Below are 21,865 nucleotides of genomic sequence, written 5' to 3'. Positions count from 1 at the left end.
ACGGTGCGGGGCCTTCTCAGGTGACGCGTGCCCGGGCCCACGCACGGGTCCCACGGTCTGCGTGGGCGCATGGGACCCGGCCTCAGTCCTCGCCGAGGTAGGCCTTGCGGACGTCATCACTCGCGAGCAGTTCCTTGCCCGTGCCCTGGAGGACGATCTTGCCGACCTCGAGGACGTAGCCCTTGCTGGCTCGCTTGAGCGCGGCCTGGGCGTTCTGCTCCACGAGCAGGATCGTCGTGCCCTGCTGCTGAAGCGTCGTCACCGTCGACATGACGGTCTTCATCATGAGCGGCGACAGACCCATGGACGGCTCGTCGAGCATGAGCAGCTTGGGGCGGCTCATCATCGCGCGACCCATGGCGAGCATCTGTTGCTCGCCACCGGAGAACGTGCCGGCCGCCTGCGCCTTGCGCTCCCCGAGGATCGGGAAGAGGTCGTAGGCCGCCTGCAGGTCCTTCTTGACGTCGCTGTCACGCCGCGAGAACGCACCGAGGAGCAGGTTCTGCTCGACCGTGAGTCGCGGGAAGATCCGGCGACCCTCAGGGGAGTGCGCCAGTCCGAGCGTGACGATCTGATGGGCAGGAGTCTCGTCGATGCGCTTGCCCTGGAAGCGGATCGAGCCGCTAGCTGGTCGAAGGAGACCAGAGATGGTCCGCAGGGTCGTCGTCTTGCCGGCGCCGTTGGTGCCGATGAGCGTGACGACCTCTCCCTCCTCGACCGAGAAGCTGATGCCCTTGACGGCCTTGATCTTGCCGTAGGCGACGACGAGGTCCTTGACCTCGAGCATGGGGCTCACAGCTGGTCCTCCGTCTTCTCGGCGGATGGGGCGGGTGTGACTTCGTCCTCATCCTCGTCGTCGCCGCCACCGATGTAGGCCTCGATGACACGCGGGTCGGACTGCACCTCACCGGGGGTTCCCTCGACGAGGACCTCGCCACGCACGAGACAGAGCACGCGGTCGCAGAGGTTGAAGATGAACCGCATGTCGTGCTCGATGACGACGACCGCCAGTCCGCTGTCCCGGATCCGGAAGATCAGGTCGCTCGCCTGCTTGGTCTCCTGCGGGTTCATGCCGGCCGTGGGCTCGTCCAGAAGGATGAGCTTGGGGTCGGTGGCCAGAGCACGAGCAATCTCGAGCCGGCGCTGGTCGCCGTAGGGCATGTTGCGCGCGAGGTTCTCGGCCGAGTTGCCGAGACCGACGAACTCGAGGAGCTCCTGGGCGCGAGCCCTGGTGGCTGCCTCCTCCCGACGGAACTTCGGTCCGCGCAGGATCGATGTCAGTGCCATCGAGCTGGTGCGGCAGTAGCGGCCGACCATGACGTTCTCGAGGGCCGTCATGTTGGCGAACAGCCGGATGTTCTGGAAGGTGCGGGCCATGCCAGCGATGACGACGGCGCGCGGCTTGGGCGGCAGGACCGCACCGCCCAGCGTGACGACTCCCTCGGTGGGCTTGTAGAGACCCGTGAGGCAGTTGAAGAAGGTCGTCTTGCCGGCACCGTTGGGGCCGATGAGGCCGACGATCTCGCCCTCGCGGACGACCATGTCGACGTCCTTGACGGCAGTGAGACCACCGAAGCGCATGGTCACACCACGAGCCTCGAGGATCGTGGCACCCACGGTCGGGGCATCCGCAGCAGGCGGGGGAGTTTCGGTGACGGTCATGCCGTGGCCTCCGCTTCCTCTAGATGGACTTCTTCTATTCGTTCCGCGAGCTCTTCGTCGTCCTCATGGAACTCGAGCTTGCGACGCTGGCTCGCGATGAGCCCCTCCGGACGGAAGCGCATCATGAGGACGAGCACGAGTCCGAAGATCATCAGCCGGTAGTCGGCGGCGTCACGCAGCTTCTCGGGGAGGAGTTTGAGGATCGTCGCCCCGACGAGGACGCCGGCGACGGTGCCCATGCCACCGAGGACGATGGCTGCGAGGAGGAACGCCGACTCGAGGAAGACGTACTGGTCAGGAGTGACCGAGACGTCGTGGTGGGCCTTGACCGTCCCAGCCATGCCGGCGAGGAACGCACCACCGGCGAAGGCGAACAGCTTGAGGCCGAAGACGTTGACACCCATGGCCTCGGCGGCCTTCTCGTCCTCGCGGATCGCGACCCAACCACGGCCGATGCGGCTGTTGTTGAGGCGGGTGAACACCAGGATGATGAACGCCGCGATGACGAGCAGCAGGAAGTAGTAGTTCGCGAATCGGCCGAGCGTGATCCCGGCGATCGTGTGTGGCTGACCGAAGTCGAACGAGCCGATGGCAAGGTCCGGGATGGCTGGGATGCCGTTCGGTCCGTTCGTGAGGTCGGGACCGTTGTTGCCATCGAGGTTGCCCATCGTGAACCGGAAGATCTCACCGAACGCCAGCGTCACGATGGCGAGGTAGTCACCCGAGACACGCAGGGTGGGCGACCCGATGATGAGCCCCAGGAGCGCCGAGAAGCAGGCACCGACGAGGACCACGATGATGAACGGCGGCTTCCAACCGATCGTCGCGAACGCCGACGTCGAGAGGGTGGCACCGACGTAGGCACCGGCACCGAGGAAGGCGATGTACCCGAGGTCGAGCAGGCCCGCCAGGCCGACGACGATGTTGAGGCCGAGGGCCGTGGCCGCGAAGATCAGCACCTGGGTGGCGATCGACATGTTCTCGTCGGACCCGCCCTGGGTGAACGGGAAGAGGAACGCGACGGCGAACGCGCCGAGCATGAGCACCGAACGGTTCTTCTGCGCGATGAGACCGATCCAGGTGAAGACTCCGGCCTTGGCCAGCGCCCACGCGGCTGCTCCGACGAAGAGCAGGAAGAGCAGGAAGCTCGTCCCGTCGCCGACACCCAGCGCGTAGGCCGCACCGAAGAGCACCAACGCCATGAGGGCGATGATCGTGAGGATCTCCAGCCAGGACGAGGTCTTGGCGAACAACGGGTCCTTCGTCTTGCCCTGAACGAGCATGAGACCGGACGCAGCCAGCAGGAGGGACCCGACGAGCGAGATCCATCCGCCGGGGTTGATGTTGATCAGCCCACCCGACTTCGCCGCGATGTAGCCGACGGCGACGAGCATGTAGACGGCAGCGCCCAAGCCGAGGATCCGGACAGCAGCAGCTGTCTTGAGCCAGCCGCCGAGTCCGCGCAGGAGGCCTTGGTGTGCCAGGAGGCCGACGAGGGCGAGGAGCCCGAGAACGATCATGCAGATCTGCACGCCGCCCGGGTAGAAGTTGATCGAGAGGTCGCCCAGGACGTCCGGGGTGTAGCTCCATGACAGGAAGGTGCCCCCGACGAGGAGCAGGACGCCGACGAGACCGAGCGGCCAGGCAGCCGCACTGCCGCGGCCCGGGATGCGCTCAAGGAGGGGGACCTTGCGGACATCGTCGTCCGGGGCCTGGGTGAGGTCAGGAGTGTTGATGCTCATGCGCGGTCCACCACCCTTGCGCCGAGGAGGCCCTGCGGCCTGAAGACGAGCACGAGAATGAGGAGCACGAACGCCCACACGTCCTTCCATGCCGACCCGCCGAACTGGCCGGGGATGAACTGGGTCGCCATGGATTCGGCGATGCCCAGCGTGAGGCCGCCGACGACGGCGCCCTGGATGTTGCCGATGCCGCCGAGCACGGCAGCGGTGAAGGCCTTGAGGCCGGCGAGGAAGCCCATCCGGAAGTCAATGTTGGAGTTGAGCAGTCCCTGCGCGACACCGGCCACGGCGGCGAGGGCGGCACCGAGCGCGAACGCGATGACGATGATCCGGTTGACGTTGATGCCCATGAGCTGAGCAGTGTCAGGGTCCTGCGACACGGCCTGCATGCCCTGACCGAGCCGGGTCCGGTTGACGAAGAACCAGAGCAGGAACGCCGCGACCACGAGCGCACCGACGGTGAACATCGCCGCGCGCTGGATGGTGAGCCCGCCGAGCGAGAGAGCCGGGCCGGTGACGACGTCGATGTCGGGGAACACCAGCTTGCTCTTGGCGCCGGGGTAGAAGAGGCGTACGGCTTCCTGGAGGAAGACCGAGATGCCGATGGCGGTGATGAGCGGCGCGAGGCGCGGGGCGTTCCGGAGCGGCCGGTAGGCGAGGCGCTCCATGACGACGGCCGTCAGCACCGAGACGACCACGGCGCCAAGAATCATGATCGGCAGCACCCACAGCCCGGTCTGTCCCTTGAACAGGACGGTCCAGGTGGCCAGGGCGCCGAAGGAGCCGATCATGAAGACCTCGCCATGGGCGAAGTTGATGAGTTGGACGATGCCGTAGACAACGGTGTAGCCGACGGCGATCAACGCGTACAGCGACCCAATGGTCAAGCCGTTCACGATCTGTTGCAGGAACTCGGTCATCGCAGACCCGGCACCTCTCTGTGTAGGGGGCTCGCACATTCAAGCAGGGGCGGACACCTGTCCGCCCCTGCTCGAAGGAATAACGTCAGACTTTCGGCGTCAGCCGATCAGCCCACGTTCTCCGACTTGATGGAGGCCCACTTGCCACCCTCGACCTTGTAGCCGGTGATGACCTTGACGAGCGTGTCGCCGTACTCGTCGAAGGAGACCTTGCCGGTGACACCGTCGAAGGAGACCTTGCCGACAGCGTCGACCGTGGCCTGACGAGCGGACTTGGCGTCCTTGGCGTCCTTGAGCGAGACCTTGAGCGCGTTGATGATGGCGTTCGCGGCGTCGTAGGAGTAGCCGCCGTAGGCCGCAGAAGGCTCGGCGTACTTGGCTGCCTCGTAGTCAGCAAGGAACTTCTTGCCGGCCTCGCTGGCGTCGGTCGGCTCGCCGACCGAGGTGGCGAGGTCGTTGTTGGACGTCGAACCCGCGAGCTCGATGTACTTCGGGTCGAAGATGCCGTCGCCACCCATGAGGGGGACGTTGAGGCCACCGGCCTTCATCTGCTTGGACAGCGGTCCGGCCTGCGGGTACTCACCGCCGTAGAACACAGCGCCCGGCTTGGACGGAGCGACCTTGGACACGACCGGGGCGTAGTTGGACTCGTCCGGGTTGATCGTCTCGGCGGCCACGACCGTGCCACCCGCAGCCTTGTAGGCCTCGGTGAAGTACTGCACCAGGCCCTGGCCGTAGGTCTTCTTGTCGTGGATGGTCGCGACCGTCTTGATGCCCTGGTCGATGAGGAACTTCGCCGCGAAGCCACCCTGCGCGATGTCCGTGGTGCAGGTGCGGAAGTACGTCTTGTAGGGACGTGCCGGCGCGTTGTTGTCTGCACCGCGGGTCAGGGCGGGGCCGGTGTTGGCGGGGGAGATCTGGGTGATGTTGGCGGCAGCGAAGACCGGCTGGGTCTGCTGGCTGACGCTCGAGTTGAGGTTGCCGACGACGCCGATGAGCTGGTCGTCCGCAACGAGCTTGGTCGCGGCGTTCTTGCCGACGTCGGCCTTGCCCTCGTCATCCGCGGCCTCGACCTCGAGGGTCCAACCGGGGATGGCCTTGGAGTCGTTGGCCTGCTTGACGGCAAGTTCGACGGAGTGTTGGATGCCCTTGCCGAGAGCGGACAGGTCGCCCGAAAGGGGCGCGATGACGCCGATCTTGGCGACCTTGGCGGCGCCGCCGGTGGTTCCGGTGTCGGTGGTGTCGTCGCCGCGGGATCCACATCCGGCGAGGGCGATCGAGGCCACCAGCAGCGATGCACCCATGGTCATGACGGAACGCTGAGCCACGTTTCCTCCTGAAACTTCTTCTCCCGCGGCGATGTGCCGAGGAGCTCGCGACGGGTGTGCGAGCACGGCGAACAATATCCACGGCGCACCCCCATTCCGGGCACGTTGCCAGAGATTGTGCCGAGTCGTTACCAAGGCCGTTATGCACAATTCCTTGTGCAATCTCCACAGGCGCAGAACAGAAAGCATCGGCATACTGACGCCTGACCGCACGAAGTCAGCGCACGACGAAAGGCGCAGGACCATGGCAGAAGCACTGGACACCCACGACACACGCACCGAGAACGCCGCTTCCACGTTGGCCTGCTGTGGCCGGCGCGAGGCACTGCGTGCCGCCGGTGTCGTCGCCATCGCCGGCGCTGGCCTGACGGCCTGTGGCACGGGCTCGGGTGACGTCGCTGACGCGGCTTCCTCGGCCGCCACGGGCGCAGCAGGAGCCGTGAAGGACCTCGCCAAGAAGGCCGACATCCCTGTGGGTGGCGGCAAGATCTTCGACTCGGCCAAGGTCGTCATCACCCAACCCACCGCTGGTGAGTACAAGGCCTTCTCCGCCGTCTGCACCCACCAGGGCTGCACCGTGTCGGGTGTCGCCGACGGCACGATCAACTGCGCGTGCCACGGCAGCAAGTTCGACATCGCCACGGGTGACGTGAAGGCCGGCCCGGCCACCTCCGGACTGCCGGCAAAGACGGTGACCGTGGGAGCGGATGGCATCAGCATCACCTGAGCGCACGGCATACCAGAGCGGTGAGTATGCCGCGTGGTCCCGACGGTGCCGTCCGAGGCTGACGGTGCCGCGTCCTAGGGTTGGGGGGTGGCTCATCCGTCGACCTACCGTCCCCGGCCGGGAGAGATCCCGACCGACCCGGGTGTCTACCGGTTCCGGGACAAGGACGGACGCGTCATCTACGTCGGCAAGGCGAAGTCGCTGCGCCCCCGGTTGTCGTCCTACTTCCAGGACGTGGGGATGCTGCATCCGCGCACGGCCTCCATGGTCATGGCTGGTGCGAGCGTCGAGTGGACCACGGTCCTCACGGAGGTCGAGGCGCTCCAGCTCGAGTACTCCTGGATCAAGGAGTTCGACCCCCGCTTCAACGTCAAGTACCGCGACGACAAGTCCTACCCCTACCTCGCCGTGACCTTGGGCGAGGAGTACCCGCGGGCGCAGGTGATGCGAGGGGCCAAGCGCAAGGGCACTCGCTACTTCGGCCCCTATGCGCACGCGTGGGCGATCCGCGAGACGCTCGACCAGGCCCTGCGCGTGTTCCCGATCCGGACCTGTTCGTCGGGCGTGTTCAAGCGCGCCAGCCAGGTCGGGCGACCGTGCCTGCTCGGCTACATCGACAAGTGCTCGGCCCCGTGTGTGGGGCGCGTCGACGCCGATGCGCACCGTCAGATCGCCGAGGAGTTCTGCGACTTCATGGCGGGGGAGAGCACGAAGTTCATGAAGCGGCTCGAGCGTCAGATGCGCGACGCCTCGGACGAGCTGGAGTTCGAGACGGCCGCGCGACTGCGTGACGACATCGGTGCGCTGCAACGGGTTCTGGAGAAGTCGGCCGTCGTCTTCGGCGACGGCACCGACGCCGACGTGTTCGCCCTGGCCGACGACGAGCTCGAGGTTGCAGTGCAGGTCTTCCACGTCCGCGGCGGACGCATCCGGGGACAGCGCGGGTGGGTCGCCGAGAAGGAGTTCGAGACCGTGCCCGAGGTGGTGGGGCACCTCCTCCAGCAGCTCTATGGCGGCGAGGAGGGCGAGTCCGTGCCGCGCGAGGTGCTCGTCCCGGTGCTGCCCGACGACGCCGACTCGATGAGTGAGTGGCTGTCCGGTCTGCGGGGGAGCCGGGTCGACCTGCGCGTCCCACAGCGCGGTGACAAGAAGACCCTCATGGAGACCGTCGAGCGCAACGCGACCCAGAGCCTGGCCCGGCACAAGGTTGCCCGCGCCGGCGACCTGACGGCGCGTTCGCAAGCCCTGCAACAGCTTCAGGAGTTCCTCGCCCTCGACGAGTCGCCGCTGCGCATCGAGTGCTACGACATCAGCCACGTCCAGGGCACGCAGGTCGTCGGTTCCATGGTCGTCTTCGAGGACGGTCTTGCGCGCAAGGGCGAGTACCGCCGGTTCATCGTCCGCGGGGCCAACGACGACGAGGGGGCGGCTGTGACGATTGATGACACCGCCGCCATGCACGAGGTGTTGACGCGTCGTTTCCGCCGCTACCTCAAGGACCGTGACGAGCCGCAGGGGCGAGACGAGGAGACAGGCAGGCCAACGCGATTCGCGTACCCACCGCAGCTCGTCGTCGTCGACGGTGGCCTGCCCCAGGTCAACGCCGCGGCTCGGGCCATCGAGGACCTCGGCATCGTGGACGTTGCCGTGGTCGGACTCGCGAAACGGCTCGAGGAGGTCTGGGTGCCCGGTCAGGACTTCCCGATCGTCCTTCCCCGGACCAGCGAGGGTCTCTACCTCCTCCAACGACTGCGCGACGAGGCACACCGGTTCGCCATCACGTTCCACCGCCAACGGCGGAGCAAGGCCATGACGAACTCGGCACTGGACGGCATACCTGGTCTGGGAGACGTGAAGCAGAAGTCGCTCCTGCGGCACTTCGGTTCGGTCAAACGGATCCGGGCGGCAAGCTTGGACGAACTCGTTGAAGTCGCCGGGATCGGACCTAGGCTGGCAGAGACGATTCAGCGCGAGCTGACCGGCGCACCGGCAGAACCCACGGTCAATCTCATGACCGGCGAGATCCTCGACGACGAGAGGGGCAGCAATGCCTGAGAGTCCCGTCCCCGACGCACCCGAGCCCACAGTGGCCTCGGGTGCCGACTTCGTCATCGTCACCGGGATGAGTGGTGCCGGGCGCTCCACGACGGCCAACGTCATGGAGGACCAGGGTTGGTACGTCGTCGACAACCTGCCCCCGCAGCTGCTCGTCTCCATGGCCGAGCTCGGCAACCAGGCGCGAGCCGAGGGCCGCGAGATCAAGATCGCGGCCGTCGTCGACGTCCGGAGCAAGCACTTCTTCACTGCGTTCGAGGACGCCGCACAGCACCTCAAGGCGACGGGGTGGACGCCTCAGCTGCTCTTCCTCGACGCCACCGACGAGGCCCTCGTGCGGCGTTTCGAGTCGGTGCGTCGACCTCATCCTCTCCAGGGCGAAGGCCGCCTCCTCGACGGCATCCAGCACGAACGCGAGATCCTGCGAGACCTGCGATCGCGGGCCCAGATCGTCGTCGACACCTCCGGCCTCAACGTGCACCAGCTCGCCCGCAAGGTCGCGCCGCTGTTCGGCACCGGCGACGGACCCTCGCTTCGCCTTGCCCTTCTGTCCTTCGGTTTCAAGTACGGCGTTCCCCTCGATGCCGACTTCGTCTTCGACATGCGCTTCCTGCCCAACCCGTTCTGGGTGCCCGAGCTGCGATCGCTCGACGGGCGCGACCCCGAGGTCTCAGCCCACGTCCTGGGACAGAGCGATGCAGGGGAGTTCCTCGACCGGGTCGTGGCGCTCATGGAGCCGGTGACCCGGGGCTATCACTCCGAGGGGCGGCGCTACGTCACGCTCGCGATCGGGTGCACCGGTGGCAAGCACCGGTCCGTGGCCATGGCCGAGGCGCTGGCCGAACGGCTGTCCTCGGACCGCATCGAGACCTTCCTCGTCCACCGTGACCTGGGGCGCGAGTGAGTGGCCCGGTCGTTGCTGCGCTCGGAGGTGGGCACGGCCTGGCGGCGTCGCTCGCGGCGTTGCGCTTCGTCACCGACGAGATCACGGCGATCGTCACCGTGGCCGACAACGGCGGGTCGTCGGGGCGACTGCGTGGTGAGTTCGGTGTCCTGCCTCCGGGGGACCTGCGGATGGCCCTCTCCGCCCTCTGCGAGGAGACCGAGTGGGGACACACGTGGCGTGACGTCCTGCAGCACCGCTTCGAGGGCACTGGGCCACTTGGCGGGCACGCCCTCGGCAACCTGCTGATCGTCGCTCTCTGGGAGCTCCACGAGGACCCGGTCGCCGGCCTCGAGCTCGTCGGTCGACTGCTCAACGCCCGAGGGCGGGTCCTGCCGATGGCGTCCGTGCCCCTCGACATCGAAGCCGACGTCGTCGGCGCCGATCCGCGAGAGCCCGACGCGGTGACCCTGGTGCGCGGGCAGGCCCAGGTCGCGACGACCAAGGGCAAGGTGCGCGACCTGCGGCTCGTCCCGGCCAGCCCACCGGCATACCCCGAGTCGATCGCGGCCATCAGGGCCGCGGACTGGGTCGTCCTCGGCCCCGGATCGTGGTTCACCTCGGTGATGCCGCACCTCCTCGTGCCCGATCTGGCCGAGGCCCTGGCCGTCACCCGGGCCCAGCGACTCCTTGTCCTCAACCTCGAGATGGTGACCAACGAGACCGCGGGGTTCCGGGCCATTCATCACCTCGAGTCGTTCGGTGCACACGCGCCCGGCGTCCGTCTCGATGCGGTCCTCGCCGATCCCTCGGTCATCGATGACGAGGAGGAACTCGCGGCAGCGTGCCGTGCCCTCGGGGCCGAGCTGCACATCCACCGGGTCGCCGTGTCCACCTCGCCCAAGGAGCACGACCGGCTCAGGCTGGCCGCGGCACTGCAGGACGTTCTTGGCTCCGGACGCCGCCCCTGATGACGCGTGGCAGGATGACCGGCATGGCAATGACGGCGAAGGTGAAGGACGAACTCAGCCGCCACGAGGTGACCAAGCCCTGCTGCCGCAAGTCTGAGGTGGCTGCCACGCTCCGGTTCGCGGGCGGGCTGCACATCATTGGGGGACGCATCGTGGTCGAGGCTGAGCTCGACACGGCAAACGCTGCACGTCGGCTGCGCCGCGAGATCCACGAGCTCTACGGGCAGACGCCCGAGGTGCTCGTGCTCGCTGCGGGCGGACTGCGCAAGGGGAGTCGCTACGTCGTGCGCGTCGTCCAGGACGGCGAGGCACTGGCCCGGCAGACCGGTCTCATCGATGGCCGCGGGCGACCCGTGCGAGGGCTCCCGCCCAAGGTGGTGTCCGGCTCCGTCTGTGACGCCGAGGCGGCTTGGCGCGGGGCGTTCATCGCCCACGGGTCCCTCACGGAGCCCGGCCGCTCGTCCGCTCTCGAGCTGACGTGCCCGGGCCCAGAAGCCGCGCTCGCCCTCGTCGGCGCCGCTCGTCGCCTCGGCATCCAGGCCAAGGCTCGTGAGGTCCGCGGCATCGACCGCGTCGTCATCCGCGACGGTGACGCCATCGGCGCGATGCTCACGCGACTCGGCGCCCATGACGCGGTGCTCGCCTGGGAGGAGCGCCGCATGCGCCGCGAGGTCCGTGCCACCGCCAACCGTCTGGCCAACTTCGACGACGCCAACCTGCGCCGGTCCGCCCGCGCGGCGGTCGCAGCGGGTTCGCGCGTCGGACGCGCACTCGAGATCCTCGGCGAGGACATCCCCGACCACCTGCGCGAGGCCGGTCAGTTGCGGCTCCAGCACAAGCAGGCCTCGCTCGAGGAGCTCGGCCAGCTGGCCCAGCCCGCGATGACCAAGGACGCCGTCGCTGGTCGTATCCGACGGTTGCTCGCCATGGCGGACAAGCGGGCCGAGGACATGGGGATCCCCGGAACCGACGCCGACCTCACACCGGACATGCTCGACACCTGACGGCCGCCCGACACAGCGTCCGCGTGAACGGTCGCGAAGGTGACCGTTGGCGCGGACGTACGCGGGCGGCATACGCCAACGTCCGCGTGAACGGTCGCGAAGGTGACCGTTGGCGCGGACGTACGCGGGCGGCATACGCCAACGTCCGCGTGAACGGTCGCGAAGGTGACCATTGGCGCGGACGTAAGCGGAGGCCGGACGCGGTTACCTGCCCGTACTGCGGACCTCTGGGGGAGTGAGCCGGGTCACAGCACTAAGGTTGGGCCTCGTATCCGGTGACGTGGCTGACCCCGCGCACCCTCCCTTCCGGAAGGCAGACTGCTCGTGACTGTCCGCGTTGGCATCAATGGCTTTGGCCGCATCGGCCGCAACTTCTACCGCGCCGTGATTGCGTCCGGCGCCGACATCGAGATCGTCGCCGTCAACGACCTCACCGACAACGCCACGCTGGCCCACCTGCTGAAGTACGACTCGATCCTGGGTCGCTTCGACGGTGACGTCACGTCCACCGACACCGACATCACCGCGAACGGCAAGACGTTCAAGGTCTTCGCCGAGCGCGACCCCGCCAACCTCAAGTGGGGCGAGCTGGGCGCCGACGTCGTCATCGAGTCGACCGGCTTCTTCACCGACGCGGTGAAGGCCAAGGTCCACGTCGACAACGGCGCCAAGAAGGTCATCATCTCGGCACCCGCCAAGAACGAGGACGTCACGATCGTCATGGGCGTCAACGACGGCGACTACGACGCGGCAACCCACACGGTCATCTCCAACGCGTCGTGCACCACGAACTGCCTCGCGCCGATGGCCAAGGTCCTCAACGACGAGTTCGGCATCGTCAAGGGACTCATGACGACCATCCACGCCTACACCGGCGACCAGAACCTCCACGACGGCCCGCACAGCGACCTCCGTCGCGCCCGCGCCGCCGCGCTCAACATCGTGCCCACGACGACCGGCGCGGCCAAGGCAGTTGCCCTGGTCCTCCCCGAGCTCAAGGGCAAGCTCGACGGCTACGCCCTGCGTGTCCCGGTCGCGACCGGTTCGGCCACCGACCTCACCTTCGAGGCGGGCCGCGAGACCACCGTCGAAGAGGTCAACGCCGCGATCAAGAAGGCCGCCGAGGGTCCGCTCAAGGGCATCCTCGTCTACACCGAGGACCCGATCGTCTCCAAGGACATCGAGACCGACCCGGCCTCGTGCATCTTCGACGCCGGCCTCACCAAGGTCATCGGCAACCAGGTCAAGGTCGTGGGCTGGTACGACAACGAGTGGGGCTACTCCAACCGCCTCGCCGACCTCGTCACGCTCGTCGGCGCCTCGCTCTGACCTGCGCTGACCACCAACAACGGAGTTGTCTGACATGAAGTCGATCGCCGATCTGGGCGACCTGCGGGGCAAGTGCGTCCTCGTTCGGTCCGACCTCAACGTTCCCCTTGAGGGCACCACGATCACGGATGACGGACGCATCATCGCGTCGGTCCCCACGATCAAGGCTTTGTCCGAGGCGGGTGCTCGCGTCATCGTGAGCGCCCACCTCGGGCGCCCCAAGGGTGCGCCGGAGGACAAGTACTCCCTGGCCCCCGTGGCCGCTCGCCTCGGCGAGCTGCTCGGGCGCGAGGTGACCTTCGCGACCGACACCGTCGGCGAGAGCGCGCAGGCTGCCGTTGCCGCCGCTCAGGACGGCGACGTCGTCCTGCTCGAGAACCTCCGTTTCAACGCGGGGGAGACCGGCAAGACTGAGCAGGACCGGGCCGAGTTCGCGGGCCAGCTCGCTTCTCTCGCAGACGTTTTCGTCTCCGACGGCTTCGGTGTCGTCCACCGTGAGCAGGCGTCCGTCTTCGACGTCGCCCGCCTGCTGCCCTCGGCCGTCGGTGGTCTCGTCGAGACCGAGGTCGCCGTGCTGCGTCGCCTCACGACCGAACCCGAACGCCCGTATGCCGTGGTGCTGGGTGGCGCGAAGGTGTCCGACAAGCTTGCGGTCATCGACAACCTCATCCAGACCGCAGACCGCCTCCTCATCGGCGGCGGCATGGTCTTCACCTTCCTCAAGGCCCAGGGTCACGAGGTCGGCAAGAGCCTTCTCGAGCAGGACCAGGTCGAGGCGGTCAAGGGCTACCTCGACCAGGCGCAGCAGCGCGGAGTCGAGATCGTGCTGCCCGTCGACGTCGTTGCCGCGACCGCGTTCTCGGCAGATGCCGACCACGAGGTCGTGGCCATCGACGCCATCCCCGCCGACCGGATGGGGCTCGACATCGGACCGAAGTCCTCGGAACTCTTCGCGCAGAAGCTCGCGGACTGCCGCACGGTCTTCTGGAACGGGCCCATGGGCGCCTTCGAGATGGAACCGTATGCAGCGGGCACGGCCGCCCTGGCCAAGGCTCTCGTCGAGATCACGGCTGACGGCGCTCTCACCGTCGTCGGCGGTGGCGACTCGGCTGCTGCTGTGCGTCAGCTCGGCTTCACCGATGACCAGTTCGGACACATCTCCACCGGCGGTGGTGCGAGCCTCGAGTACCTCGAAGGCAAGGATCTCCCCGGTCTCACCGTTCTCTCCGAGAACTGAACGGACGGCGCACCCATGGCTGCCAAGACCTCGACCCAGCGCACCCCGCTCATGGCGGGCAACTGGAAGATGAATCTCGACCACCTCCAGGCGACCCACCTCGTCCAGAAGCTCGACTGGACGCTCCAGGACGCCAAGCACGACCACGGCGCCGTCGAGGTCGCGGTGCTGCCGCCGTTCACGGATCTACGCAGCGTCCAGACGCTCGTCGACGGTGACCGTCTGCACCTCAAGTACGGCGCCCAGGATCTCTCCCAGCACAAGAACGGTGCCTACACCGGCGAGATCAGCGGCGCCTTCCTCGCCAAGCTCGGCTGCACGTACGTCGCGGTCGGGCACAGCGAGCGTCGTGAGTACCACGGCGAGACCGACGAGACCGTGAAGGCCAAGGTTGCGGCGGCATACGAGAACGGTCTGACACCGATCTTCTGCGTCGGCGAAGGACTCGAGATCCGCCAGGCGGGCACCCACGTCGAGCACGTCCTCACCCAGGTGCGCGCAGGCCTCGAGGGCCTGCCTGCCGACAAGGCTGCGAGCATCGTCATCGCCTATGAGCCCGTGTGGGCCATCGGCACCGGCGAGGTCGCGACCCCCGAGGACGCCCAGGAAGTGTGTGCAGCGATCCGCACGGCGCTTGCCGAGCTCTACTCCGGCGACCTGGCCGACCGTGTCCGCATCCTCTACGGCGGCTCCGTGAAGTCGGGCAACGTCGCGGCGATCATGAGCCAGGTGGACGTCGATGGCGCCCTCGTCGGAGGCGCCTCGATCGACCCCGCGGAGTTCGCGTCGATCTGCCGCTACCGCGACCATCTCAAGACGAGCTGACGCGACAGGTATCCTGTAGCCGCGCGCCCTCGTCGGGTGACGCCTGCACTGCGTCGAGACAGTCAACGACAACTATCGAAGGAGCACCGTGGAAGCGGTCAAAATCGGCCTCCAGGTCCTCTTGGTCCTTGGTGGGCTCTTCCTCACCCTTCTGATCCTGCTGCACAAGGGCAAGGGTGGCGGACTCTCCGACATGTTCGGCGGAGGGATGTCGACCTCCCTCGGTGGCTCCTCGGTCGCTGAGCGCAACCTCGACCGCATCACGTATGCCGTGGCGGTCGTGTGGTTCGTGAGCATCGTCGGTCTCGGCGTCCTCGACCGTTTCGCATCCTGATCCGCAGATTCACTCCCTGAACGAGAGAGAAGGCGATGGCGATGGCTGGTGGTAGCGCGATCCGCGGTAGCCGAGTTGGCGCTGGCCCGATGGGCGAGGCCGAGCGCGGCGAAGCAGCCCCCCGGGTCCACGTCTCGTTCTGGTGCTCCAACGGGCACGAGACCCGGCCGAGCTTCGCCCAGGATCAGGACCTCGAGATCCCGGTGACCTGGGACTGCCCCCGCTGCGGGCTGCCCGCCGGTCAGGACAAGGACAACCCGCCGGCCCCGACCAAGGTCGAGCCCTACAAGACGCACCTCGCCTATGTGAAGGAGCGTCGCTCCGACAAGGACGGCGAAGCGATCCTCGACGAGGCGCTCGGGTCACTGCGAGAGCGCGGACTCATCCAGTAGTCGTTCGACTTCGTGCCCGTGACGGACACGCATCGCTGCGCTCCTCATGTCCGTCACGGGCACGAAGTCGGTGTCAGAGGTTCTCGGCTGCGTCCTTGTCGATGAGCCAGAGGGTGCGCTGCTCGCCCTTGACCTGAGCGGCCGAGTTCACGGCCGGGTCTGCTCCTGCGACGCCGTTGGCGACGGCCTCGGCCTTGTCGGCACCAGCGACGATGAACCACACCTCACGCGAGCGACGCAGGGCCTCGAAGGTCAGGCTGACCCGGTCCGGTGGCGGCTTGGGGGAGTCGTGCACGGCGACCGCGATGGCGTCGACACTCTGTTGGGCCGGGTGCCCCGGGAAGAGCGAGGCGACGTGTCCGTCGGGTCCGACGCCGAGGATCATGACGTCGAACGCACCGGCGCCGCTGGCGCGCATGACCTCTCCGTAGGCCGCGGCGCTGGCTTCCGCGCTGTCGGACGCGTCCGGTCCAAGGACCCGGTGGACGCGGGCCTGGTCGAGGGGGAGCGACGCGAGACCGGCGGCGTCGTTCTGGACGTCGTTGCGGTCGGCGTCACCGGCGGGGAGATAGCGCTCGTCGCCCCACCACAGCTCGACACGTGACCAGTCGACGGCCGACCGCGCGGGCAGGGCCACCACGGACGCCCAGAGGTCAGACCCGAGAGAACCTCCTGTCAGGGAGACGTGCGCGACGCCCCGAGCGGCCTGGGCGTCGGCGATGGACGTCACCAGCCGTGCAGCGATCGCGTCGCTGAGCTCCTGCTTGCCCGGGTGCACGACGATCTCGACGTCGCCCACCGGGCTGTCATCCTTCGCTTCGGTCATGAGGTCGGTCCTCTCAGGATGACTTCTTGCGCTTGGCTCGGGCCGTCTCGAGCTGCGCCGCGGCTGCCTTCTTGACCTGCTTGGGGTCATCGGCCTTCTCCGGCATGGGTGCCTCGATCATCGCCGAGCTGGCACTGACCTTGGACTCGCGACGGATACGCGCGGCGTCCTCGCGGGACTCGGCCACGGACGGAGTGATGCCCTTGCGCTGGGCCTCGGTGGAGGTCCGGCGGCTGTGGCTGACACCGTCGAGTCCCTGGCGCAGAGCCTCTGCGTAGACCTCGTCGGGGTCGAGCCGGCGCAGCTCGTCGGCCAGGCACTCGGCGTCGCTGCGCGGAGGCAGTGCGATCGTCCGTTCGGGACGACCGGCCTGCGACATCGTCGCCGTGGTGCCGTTCTGGGGACGGACGAGGTCGAGCGGCCCACTGGGTCGGTCGAGCCGGACGCTGATGATGCCGGTGCCCTTGCGTGAGGGGACGAGGGTGACGGGGCACCGCAGTCGCTTGGACAGCCACCCGGCCAGCAGCGTTGCGGACGGGGAGTCGGTGCCGCCGGTGACCGTCACAGCAGTGACCGGTTCGAAGGGCGCCTGGTCGAGCGCCGCGGTGAGCAGGGCTCGCCACAGGGTGATCCGGGACCAGGCCAGATCCGTGTCACCGGGGGAGTATGCCGCCGCGAGACGGGCCAGCGGAGCCCGGGGAGCGCCCGTGGTTCGGGACACGTCGGTGATCCGGCGCTGGGCCATCTCGCCGATCGGGTCGGCGCCCGGGTCCTTGGGGGCCTCGGTGGGCCACCACGCGACGATCGGGGCGTCAGCCAGCAGGAGCGGGGTGACGACGGCTCGACCGTGCGAGGCCAGCGGTCCGAACAACCGGAGGACCACGACCTCGCTGGCGCCGGCGTCTCCGCCGATCCGGATCTGGCCGTCGAGCCGCGTGGCACCCCGACGGTTGGCGATGACGACGACGATGATCCGGCAGGGGTGCTGGCGGCTCGCGTCGTTCGCGGTCTCAATGGCGGAGTCGGCGTCGTTCTCGCCGACGACCACCACGAGGGTGAGCACGCGCGTCAGCGCCATGGAACCGGTCTCGGACCGAAGCCGGACCAGTTTCTTGGAGATGTCGACGGTCGTCGTGCTGGGCAGGTCGACGATCAATGGGATCTCCTGGTTTTCCGGGGTCCCCGCGAAGTATCGGAGGAGCGCAGCGGGGGAGAACTTTGTGGGGTGTTCACGGGAGTCTCCATTCGCGGCCGTCACGGCTCATGAGTTCGTCAGCGCTCTGGGGTCCCCAGGTGCCTGACTCGTACTGGTCGATGCCGCCCTTGGTCTTGGCCCAGAACTGCTCGATGGGGTCGAGGATCTCCCACGAGAGCTCGACCTCCTCGTGCCGGGGGAAGAGCGGCGGCTCGCCGAGGAGCACGTCGAGGATGAGGCGTTCGTAGGCCTCGGGCGAGCTCTCGGTGAAGGCCCGGCCGTAGCCGAAGTCCATGGTCACGTCGCGCACCTCCATCTGTGCGCCGGGGACCTTGGCGCCGAAGCGCATCGTCACGCCTTCGTCGGGCTGGACCCGGATGACGACGGCGTTCTGGCCGAGCTCCTCGGTCGCGGTGTCGGTGAAGGGCAGGTGTGGCGCTTTCTTGAAGACGACGGCGATCTCGGTGACTCGCTTGCCGAGACGCTTGCCGGTCCGCAGGTAGAACGGAACTCCCGCCCAACGGCGCGTGTCGACCTCGAGCTTGACCGCGGCATACGTCTCGGTCGTCGATTTTGCGCCGACGCCATCCTCCTTGAGGTAGGAGATGACCTCCTCGCCACCCTGCCAGCCCTTGGCGTACTGGCCTCGGGCCGTGCCCTTGGTCAGGTCCTTGGGCAGGCGCACCGCGGAGAGGACCTTCTCCTTCTCGCTGCGCAGGTGGTCGGCGTCGAACGACACCGGCTCCTCCATCGCCGTGAGGGCGAGCAGCTGCAGGAGGTGGTTCTGGATGACGTCGCGCGCCGCACCGATGCCGTCGTAGTAGCCGGCCCGTCCGCCGATGCCGATGTCCTCGGCCATCGTGATCTGGACGTGGTCGACGTAGTGGCTGTTCCAGACCGGTTCGAACATCTGGTTGGCGAAGCGCAGGGCCAGGAGGTTCTGGACGGTCTCCTTGCCGAGGTAGTGGTCGATCCGGAAGACCGAGTCGGCCGGGAAGACCTCGGCCACGATCTCGTTGAGTTCGCGGGCGCTCTTGAGGTCGTGACCGAACGGCTTCTCGATGACGACGCGTCGCCATGAACCCTCTGGGGGCGTGGACAGACCCGAACGCTTGAGCTGCTCGCACACCGTCGCGAAGAACGACGGCGGGATCGAGAGGTAGAAGGCGTGGTTGCCTCCGGTGCCCCGCTGCTCATCGAGCTCGCGCACGGTCTCGGCGAGCAGGTCGAAGGCCTTGGGGTCATCGAACGTGCCGGGCACGAAGCGGATGCCTTCGCTCAGCGAACGCCAGACGTCCTCACGAAACGGTGTGCGCGAACGCTCCTTGACCGACTCGTAGACGATCTTGCCGAAGTCCTGGTCGGCCCAGTCGCGACGGGCGAACCCGATGAGCGAGAAGCCCGGCGGGAGCAGACCGCGGTTGGCGAGGTCGTAGATCGCCGGCATGAGCTTCTTGGTGGCGAGGTCGCCCGTGACCCCGAACAACACGAGGCTGCACGGCCCGGCGATGCGGGGAAGCCTCTTGTCGCGCGGGTCGCGAAGGGGGTTGTGGGTGGCAGTGATCCGCGACGGACTCATCAAGCTCCTGGTGTCGAAAGGGCCGACTGCACCTGACTCAGGCCGCGCCGGTGCTCGGTCAGGTGAAGGCGGAGGACGGGACGACCGTGTTCGGCCAGGACCTGGGCGTCGCCGCCTGCCTGGGCCGAGATGAACTCACCAAAGGTGAACTCACGCCCGGGGACCGCGAGGTCCTCGTCCGGGGTCGCCGTGATCTGGATGAAGACGCCGTTGGCGGGTCCACCCTTGTGGTACTGCCCCGTGGAGTGGAGAAAGCGAGGGCCCCACCCGAACGTCACGGGACGTCCGGTGTGGTCGAACAGGGTGCGGGCGACGTGTTCGAGGTCGGCGTCCTGCTCACGATCGAGGTAGGCCATGACCGCGACGTAGCCGCTCGACTCGTCGAGCTGACCGAGCAGGGCTGCGACGGCGGACGGCAGCGTTGCTGCGTCGCCGAGCCAGTCACCGCCCAGGGCGCGGACCTCGACGGAGCCGTCGACGAACGCCGGATCCTCGGCCACGGACCCGGCCTGGTCGAGCAGGCCGCGGGCGGCCTTCTTGGCGCTCTCGACGTCGGGCTGGTCGAAGGGGTTGATGTCGAGCAGGCGACCAGCGACGGCGGTGGCGACCTCCCAGAGGAGGAGCTGCGCTCCGAGCGTCCCCGCAACGGTGATCACCGAGCCGCTGTCGCCGAGGTTCTCCTCAGGGAGGGGGTCACCGGGGCCGGGCTGTTCGGCGGCGATCGAGTCGGGATGGCGAGGTGCGCCGTCCGAGTCGGTCGTGGGGTCGTCATCGAGGTCGTCGTCGCCGCCCGTGGCGACGAGGCGCACGAGGTTGGCATCGGCGTAGGTGTGCTTCGGTGCCTCACCATCGGCGACGACGGGGAGGATGCCCCTGCCGTTCTTGCCGGTGGACTCGGCGATGAGCTGCTCGGCCCACGCACCGAAACCGACATTCTCGGTTCCTGCGTCGACGAGGACCAGCTTGTCGCGCAGCGGCTTGGTGCCAGCCATTGCCGCGCCGAGCTGCAGGGCCGGGTTGCCCTCGCCGTCGTCGGCGAGCAGGTCGGCCACGGCCTCGGCGTCATCGAGGAGGGCACCGACGTCGGCACCGGCGAGACCGGAGGGCACGAGACCGAACGCGGTCAGCGCGGAGTAGCGGCCGCCCACGTCGGGATCGGCGTTGATGACACGGAAGCCAGCCGTGCGAGCCTCCCCGTCAAGCGGGCTGCCGGGGTCGGTGACGACGATGATCCGGCGGGTGGCGTCGATGCCGGCGTCGGTGAACGCCTGCTCGAACGCACGCCGCTGGGAGTCCGTCTCCACGGTCGAGCCCGACTTGGACGAGACGACGACCGCCGTCTTGTCGAGGTCCTTGGCGACGACACGGCGCACGACGTCAGGCGCCGAGGAGTCGAGGACGACGATGTCGACCCCGGCGGTGGCGCAGATGACCTCGGGCGCGAGCGACGATCCGCCCATGCCGCACAGGACGATGCGCGACACCCCGTCACCGCGCAGCTCTTCGCGCAGCGCGGCGATCTCGCCGAGCAGTGGACGCGAAGTCCGGGGGAGGCCCACCCAGGACAGGCGCTTGCTGGCCTCTTGCTCGGCGTCCTTGCCCCAGAGGGTGGCGTCCTGGGCGAAGAGCTTGCTCGCGACCTCGTCCTTGACGAGCTGGGGGACGTGGGTCGCGATCGCGTCCGCGGCGGCGCCGCGCGCGGTGATCTCGAGGCTGCTCATCGAGAGGCCTTGTCGAGCTCGGACTGCACGCCGTCGAGCAGCTCTCCCCACGACTTCTCGAACTTGTCGACGCCTTCCTTCTCCAGAAGTGCGGTGACCTCGGAGTAGGAGATGCCGAGACGCTCGAGGGCATCCAGGACCTCGGCGGACTCCTCGTAGGTGCCCTCGATGGTGTTGCCGGTGATCTCGCCGTGGTCCTTGACCGCGTCGAGCGTCTTCTCGGGCATCGTGTTGACCGTGCCGGGGGCGACGAGCTCGGTGACGTACATGGTGTCGGGGTATGCCGGGTCCTTGACTCCCGTGGACGCCCACAGTGGACGCTGTGGCTTGCCTCCGTCGGCCTCGAGGTTCTTCCAGCGCGGGGTCGAGAAGACCTCTTCATAGGCCTGGTAGGCCAGTCGCGCGTTGGCGATGGCGGCCTTGCCCTTGAGCCCCTTGGCGGTCTCGGCGTGCTCGCCCTCGATGGCATCGAGCCGCTTGTCGACCTCGCTGTCGACCCGCGACACGAAGAACGATGCGACCGACTCGAGCGTGCTGATGTCCTTGCCGGCCTCGCGGGCCTGCTCGAGCCCGGTGAGGAAGGCGTTCATGACGGCGCGGTAGCGATCGAGGCTGAAGATCAGCGTGACGTTGACCGAGATGCCCTCTGCGAGAACCTTGGTGATCGCCGGGAGGCCCTCGACCGTGGCCGGGATCTTGACCAGCAGGTTGGGGCGGTCCACGAGGTCGCGCAGCTCCTTGGCCTGCGCGACCGTCCGCCCGGTGTCGGCGGAGAGACGGGGGTCGACCTCGATGGAAACCCGACCGTCGAGGCCGTTGGTGGCCTCGAAGACGGGGAGGAGCACGTCGCAGGCGTCGCGGACGTCCTGGGTCGTCATGGCGGTGACGGCCTCGTCGAGGGTCTTCTTGTCGGCGGCGAGCTGGGCGACCTGCTCGCTGTAGCTCTCGCCGTCGGAGAGGGCGACCTGGAAGATCGACGGGTTGGTCGTCACTCCGACGACGCCCTTGGTGTCGATGACTTCCTGGAGGTTGCCCGACGTGAGCCGTTCGCGGCTCAGGTCGTCGAGCCAGATGGAGACGCCGTTGTCGGCGAGGGCCTTGAGTGCGGAGTTGTCAGTCTGATCTGTCATGCGAG

Annotated in this window: 20 protein-coding genes; 10 read left to right on the top strand and 10 right to left on the bottom strand. The window is 67.8% G+C overall.

Annotation, left to right across the window (positions count from 1 at the left end; all coding sequences use genetic code 11):
* Positions 1 to 82 precede the first annotated feature (82 nt).
* From JNB_RS03475 to JNB_RS03455, 5 genes are all read right to left on the bottom strand, one after another.
* Positions 83 to 796, bottom strand: a complete 714-nt coding sequence (locus JNB_RS03475) for an ABC transporter ATP-binding protein (protein WP_040883553.1) — start codon at positions 794 to 796, stop codon at positions 83 to 85.
* A complete protein-coding gene (locus JNB_RS03470; RefSeq protein ID WP_009775022.1) occupies positions 793 to 1,662 on the bottom strand; it encodes an ABC transporter ATP-binding protein in 870 nt (289 codons plus the stop codon). The genes JNB_RS03475 and JNB_RS03470 overlap by 4 nt, the downstream gene beginning before the upstream one ends.
* Positions 1,659 to 3,404 carry a branched-chain amino acid ABC transporter permease gene (locus JNB_RS03465; protein WP_009775021.1) on the bottom strand — a complete coding sequence of 582 codons (1,746 nt, stop codon included), beginning with the start codon at positions 3,402 to 3,404 and terminating at the stop codon, positions 1,659 to 1,661. The genes JNB_RS03470 and JNB_RS03465 overlap by 4 nt, the downstream gene beginning before the upstream one ends.
* Complete coding sequence (locus JNB_RS03460; protein ID WP_009775020.1) at positions 3,401 to 4,324, bottom strand: branched-chain amino acid ABC transporter permease; 924 nt, start codon at positions 4,322 to 4,324, stop codon at positions 3,401 to 3,403. The genes JNB_RS03465 and JNB_RS03460 overlap by 4 nt, the downstream gene beginning before the upstream one ends.
* Positions 4,325 to 4,431: 107 nt before the next feature.
* Complete coding sequence (locus JNB_RS03455; RefSeq protein ID WP_237700603.1) at positions 4,432 to 5,652, bottom strand: branched-chain amino acid ABC transporter substrate-binding protein; 1,221 nt, start codon at positions 5,650 to 5,652, stop codon at positions 4,432 to 4,434.
* Positions 5,653 to 5,896: 244 nt separating this feature from the next.
* Between JNB_RS03455 and JNB_RS03450 the strand changes: the two genes are divergently transcribed.
* The 10 genes from JNB_RS03450 to JNB_RS03405 all read left to right on the top strand — a co-directional run bounded on the left by JNB_RS03450 (position 5,897) and on the right by JNB_RS03405 (position 15,409).
* Positions 5,897 to 6,379 carry a Rieske (2Fe-2S) protein gene (locus JNB_RS03450; protein WP_009775018.1) on the top strand — a complete coding sequence of 161 codons (483 nt, stop codon included), beginning with the start codon at positions 5,897 to 5,899 and terminating at the stop codon, positions 6,377 to 6,379.
* An 87-nt stretch (positions 6,380 to 6,466) separates the two neighbouring features.
* A complete protein-coding gene (uvrC, locus tag JNB_RS03445; protein WP_009775017.1) occupies positions 6,467 to 8,434 on the top strand; it encodes an excinuclease ABC subunit UvrC in 1,968 nt (655 codons plus the stop codon).
* Positions 8,427 to 9,338: an RNase adapter RapZ gene (gene rapZ / locus JNB_RS03440; RefSeq protein ID WP_009775016.1), complete on the top strand. Its 912-nt coding sequence runs from the start codon at positions 8,427 to 8,429 to the stop codon at positions 9,336 to 9,338. The genes uvrC and rapZ overlap by 8 nt, the downstream gene beginning before the upstream one ends.
* On the top strand, positions 9,335 to 10,288 hold the full coding sequence (gene yvcK / locus JNB_RS03435) for a uridine diphosphate-N-acetylglucosamine-binding protein YvcK (protein WP_009775015.1): 954 nt from the start codon (positions 9,335 to 9,337) through the stop codon (positions 10,286 to 10,288). Before rapZ ends, yvcK begins: the two co-directional genes overlap by 4 nt.
* A gap of 23 nt (positions 10,289 to 10,311) precedes the next feature.
* Positions 10,312 to 11,292 carry a DNA-binding protein WhiA gene (whiA, locus tag JNB_RS03430; RefSeq protein ID WP_040884165.1) on the top strand — a complete coding sequence of 327 codons (981 nt, stop codon included), beginning with the start codon at positions 10,312 to 10,314 and terminating at the stop codon, positions 11,290 to 11,292.
* A gap of 324 nt (positions 11,293 to 11,616) precedes the next feature.
* Positions 11,617 to 12,621, top strand: a complete 1,005-nt coding sequence (gene gap, locus JNB_RS03425; RefSeq protein WP_009775013.1) for a type I glyceraldehyde-3-phosphate dehydrogenase — start codon at positions 11,617 to 11,619, stop codon at positions 12,619 to 12,621.
* A gap of 34 nt (positions 12,622 to 12,655) precedes the next feature.
* Entirely contained in the window at positions 12,656 to 13,858 is a 1,203-nt protein-coding gene (pgk, locus tag JNB_RS21840; protein ID WP_009775012.1) for a phosphoglycerate kinase, read from the top strand.
* Between the two features lie 15 nt (positions 13,859 to 13,873).
* Positions 13,874 to 14,683: a triose-phosphate isomerase gene (gene tpiA, locus JNB_RS21835; protein WP_009775011.1), complete on the top strand. Its 810-nt coding sequence runs from the start codon at positions 13,874 to 13,876 to the stop codon at positions 14,681 to 14,683.
* Between the two features lie 88 nt (positions 14,684 to 14,771).
* Entirely contained in the window at positions 14,772 to 15,017 is a 246-nt protein-coding gene (secG, locus tag JNB_RS03410; RefSeq protein WP_009775010.1) for a preprotein translocase subunit SecG, read from the top strand.
* Between the two features lie 41 nt (positions 15,018 to 15,058).
* Positions 15,059 to 15,409, top strand: coding sequence for an RNA polymerase-binding protein RbpA (locus JNB_RS03405; RefSeq protein ID WP_083784558.1), 351 nt, complete (start codon positions 15,059 to 15,061; stop codon positions 15,407 to 15,409).
* Positions 15,410 to 15,482: 73 nt separating this feature from the next.
* On the opposite strand, the gene pgl is transcribed toward JNB_RS03405, so the two are convergent.
* From pgl to tal, 5 genes are all read right to left on the bottom strand, one after another.
* Positions 15,483 to 16,235 carry a 6-phosphogluconolactonase gene (gene pgl, locus JNB_RS03400; RefSeq protein ID WP_009775008.1) on the bottom strand — a complete coding sequence of 251 codons (753 nt, stop codon included), beginning with the start codon at positions 16,233 to 16,235 and terminating at the stop codon, positions 15,483 to 15,485.
* 13 nt (positions 16,236 to 16,248) lie between these two features.
* Positions 16,249 to 17,391 carry a glucose-6-phosphate dehydrogenase assembly protein OpcA gene (locus tag JNB_RS03395; protein WP_009775007.1) on the bottom strand — a complete coding sequence of 381 codons (1,143 nt, stop codon included), beginning with the start codon at positions 17,389 to 17,391 and terminating at the stop codon, positions 16,249 to 16,251.
* 73 nt (positions 17,392 to 17,464) lie between these two features.
* Entirely contained in the window at positions 17,465 to 19,009 is a 1,545-nt protein-coding gene (zwf, locus tag JNB_RS03390; RefSeq protein ID WP_009775006.1) for a glucose-6-phosphate dehydrogenase, read from the bottom strand.
* On the bottom strand, positions 19,009 to 20,730 hold the full coding sequence (locus JNB_RS03385; RefSeq protein WP_009775005.1) for a glucose-6-phosphate isomerase: 1,722 nt from the start codon (positions 20,728 to 20,730) through the stop codon (positions 19,009 to 19,011). Before JNB_RS03385 ends, zwf begins: the two co-directional genes overlap by 1 nt.
* Positions 20,727 to 21,860 (bottom strand): transaldolase, encoded by a 1,134-nt coding sequence (gene tal / locus JNB_RS03380; RefSeq protein ID WP_009775004.1) that lies wholly within the window; start codon positions 21,858 to 21,860, stop codon positions 20,727 to 20,729. Before tal ends, JNB_RS03385 begins: the two co-directional genes overlap by 4 nt.
* Positions 21,861 to 21,865: the final 5 nt, after the last annotated feature.

Source organism: Janibacter sp. HTCC2649, from assembly GCF_000152705.1.
Lineage (GTDB): Bacteria > Actinomycetota > Actinomycetes > Actinomycetales > Dermatophilaceae > Knoellia.
The sequence above is the reverse complement of the archived record's forward strand: the minus strand, read 5'-3'. Positions and strand labels throughout refer to the sequence as shown.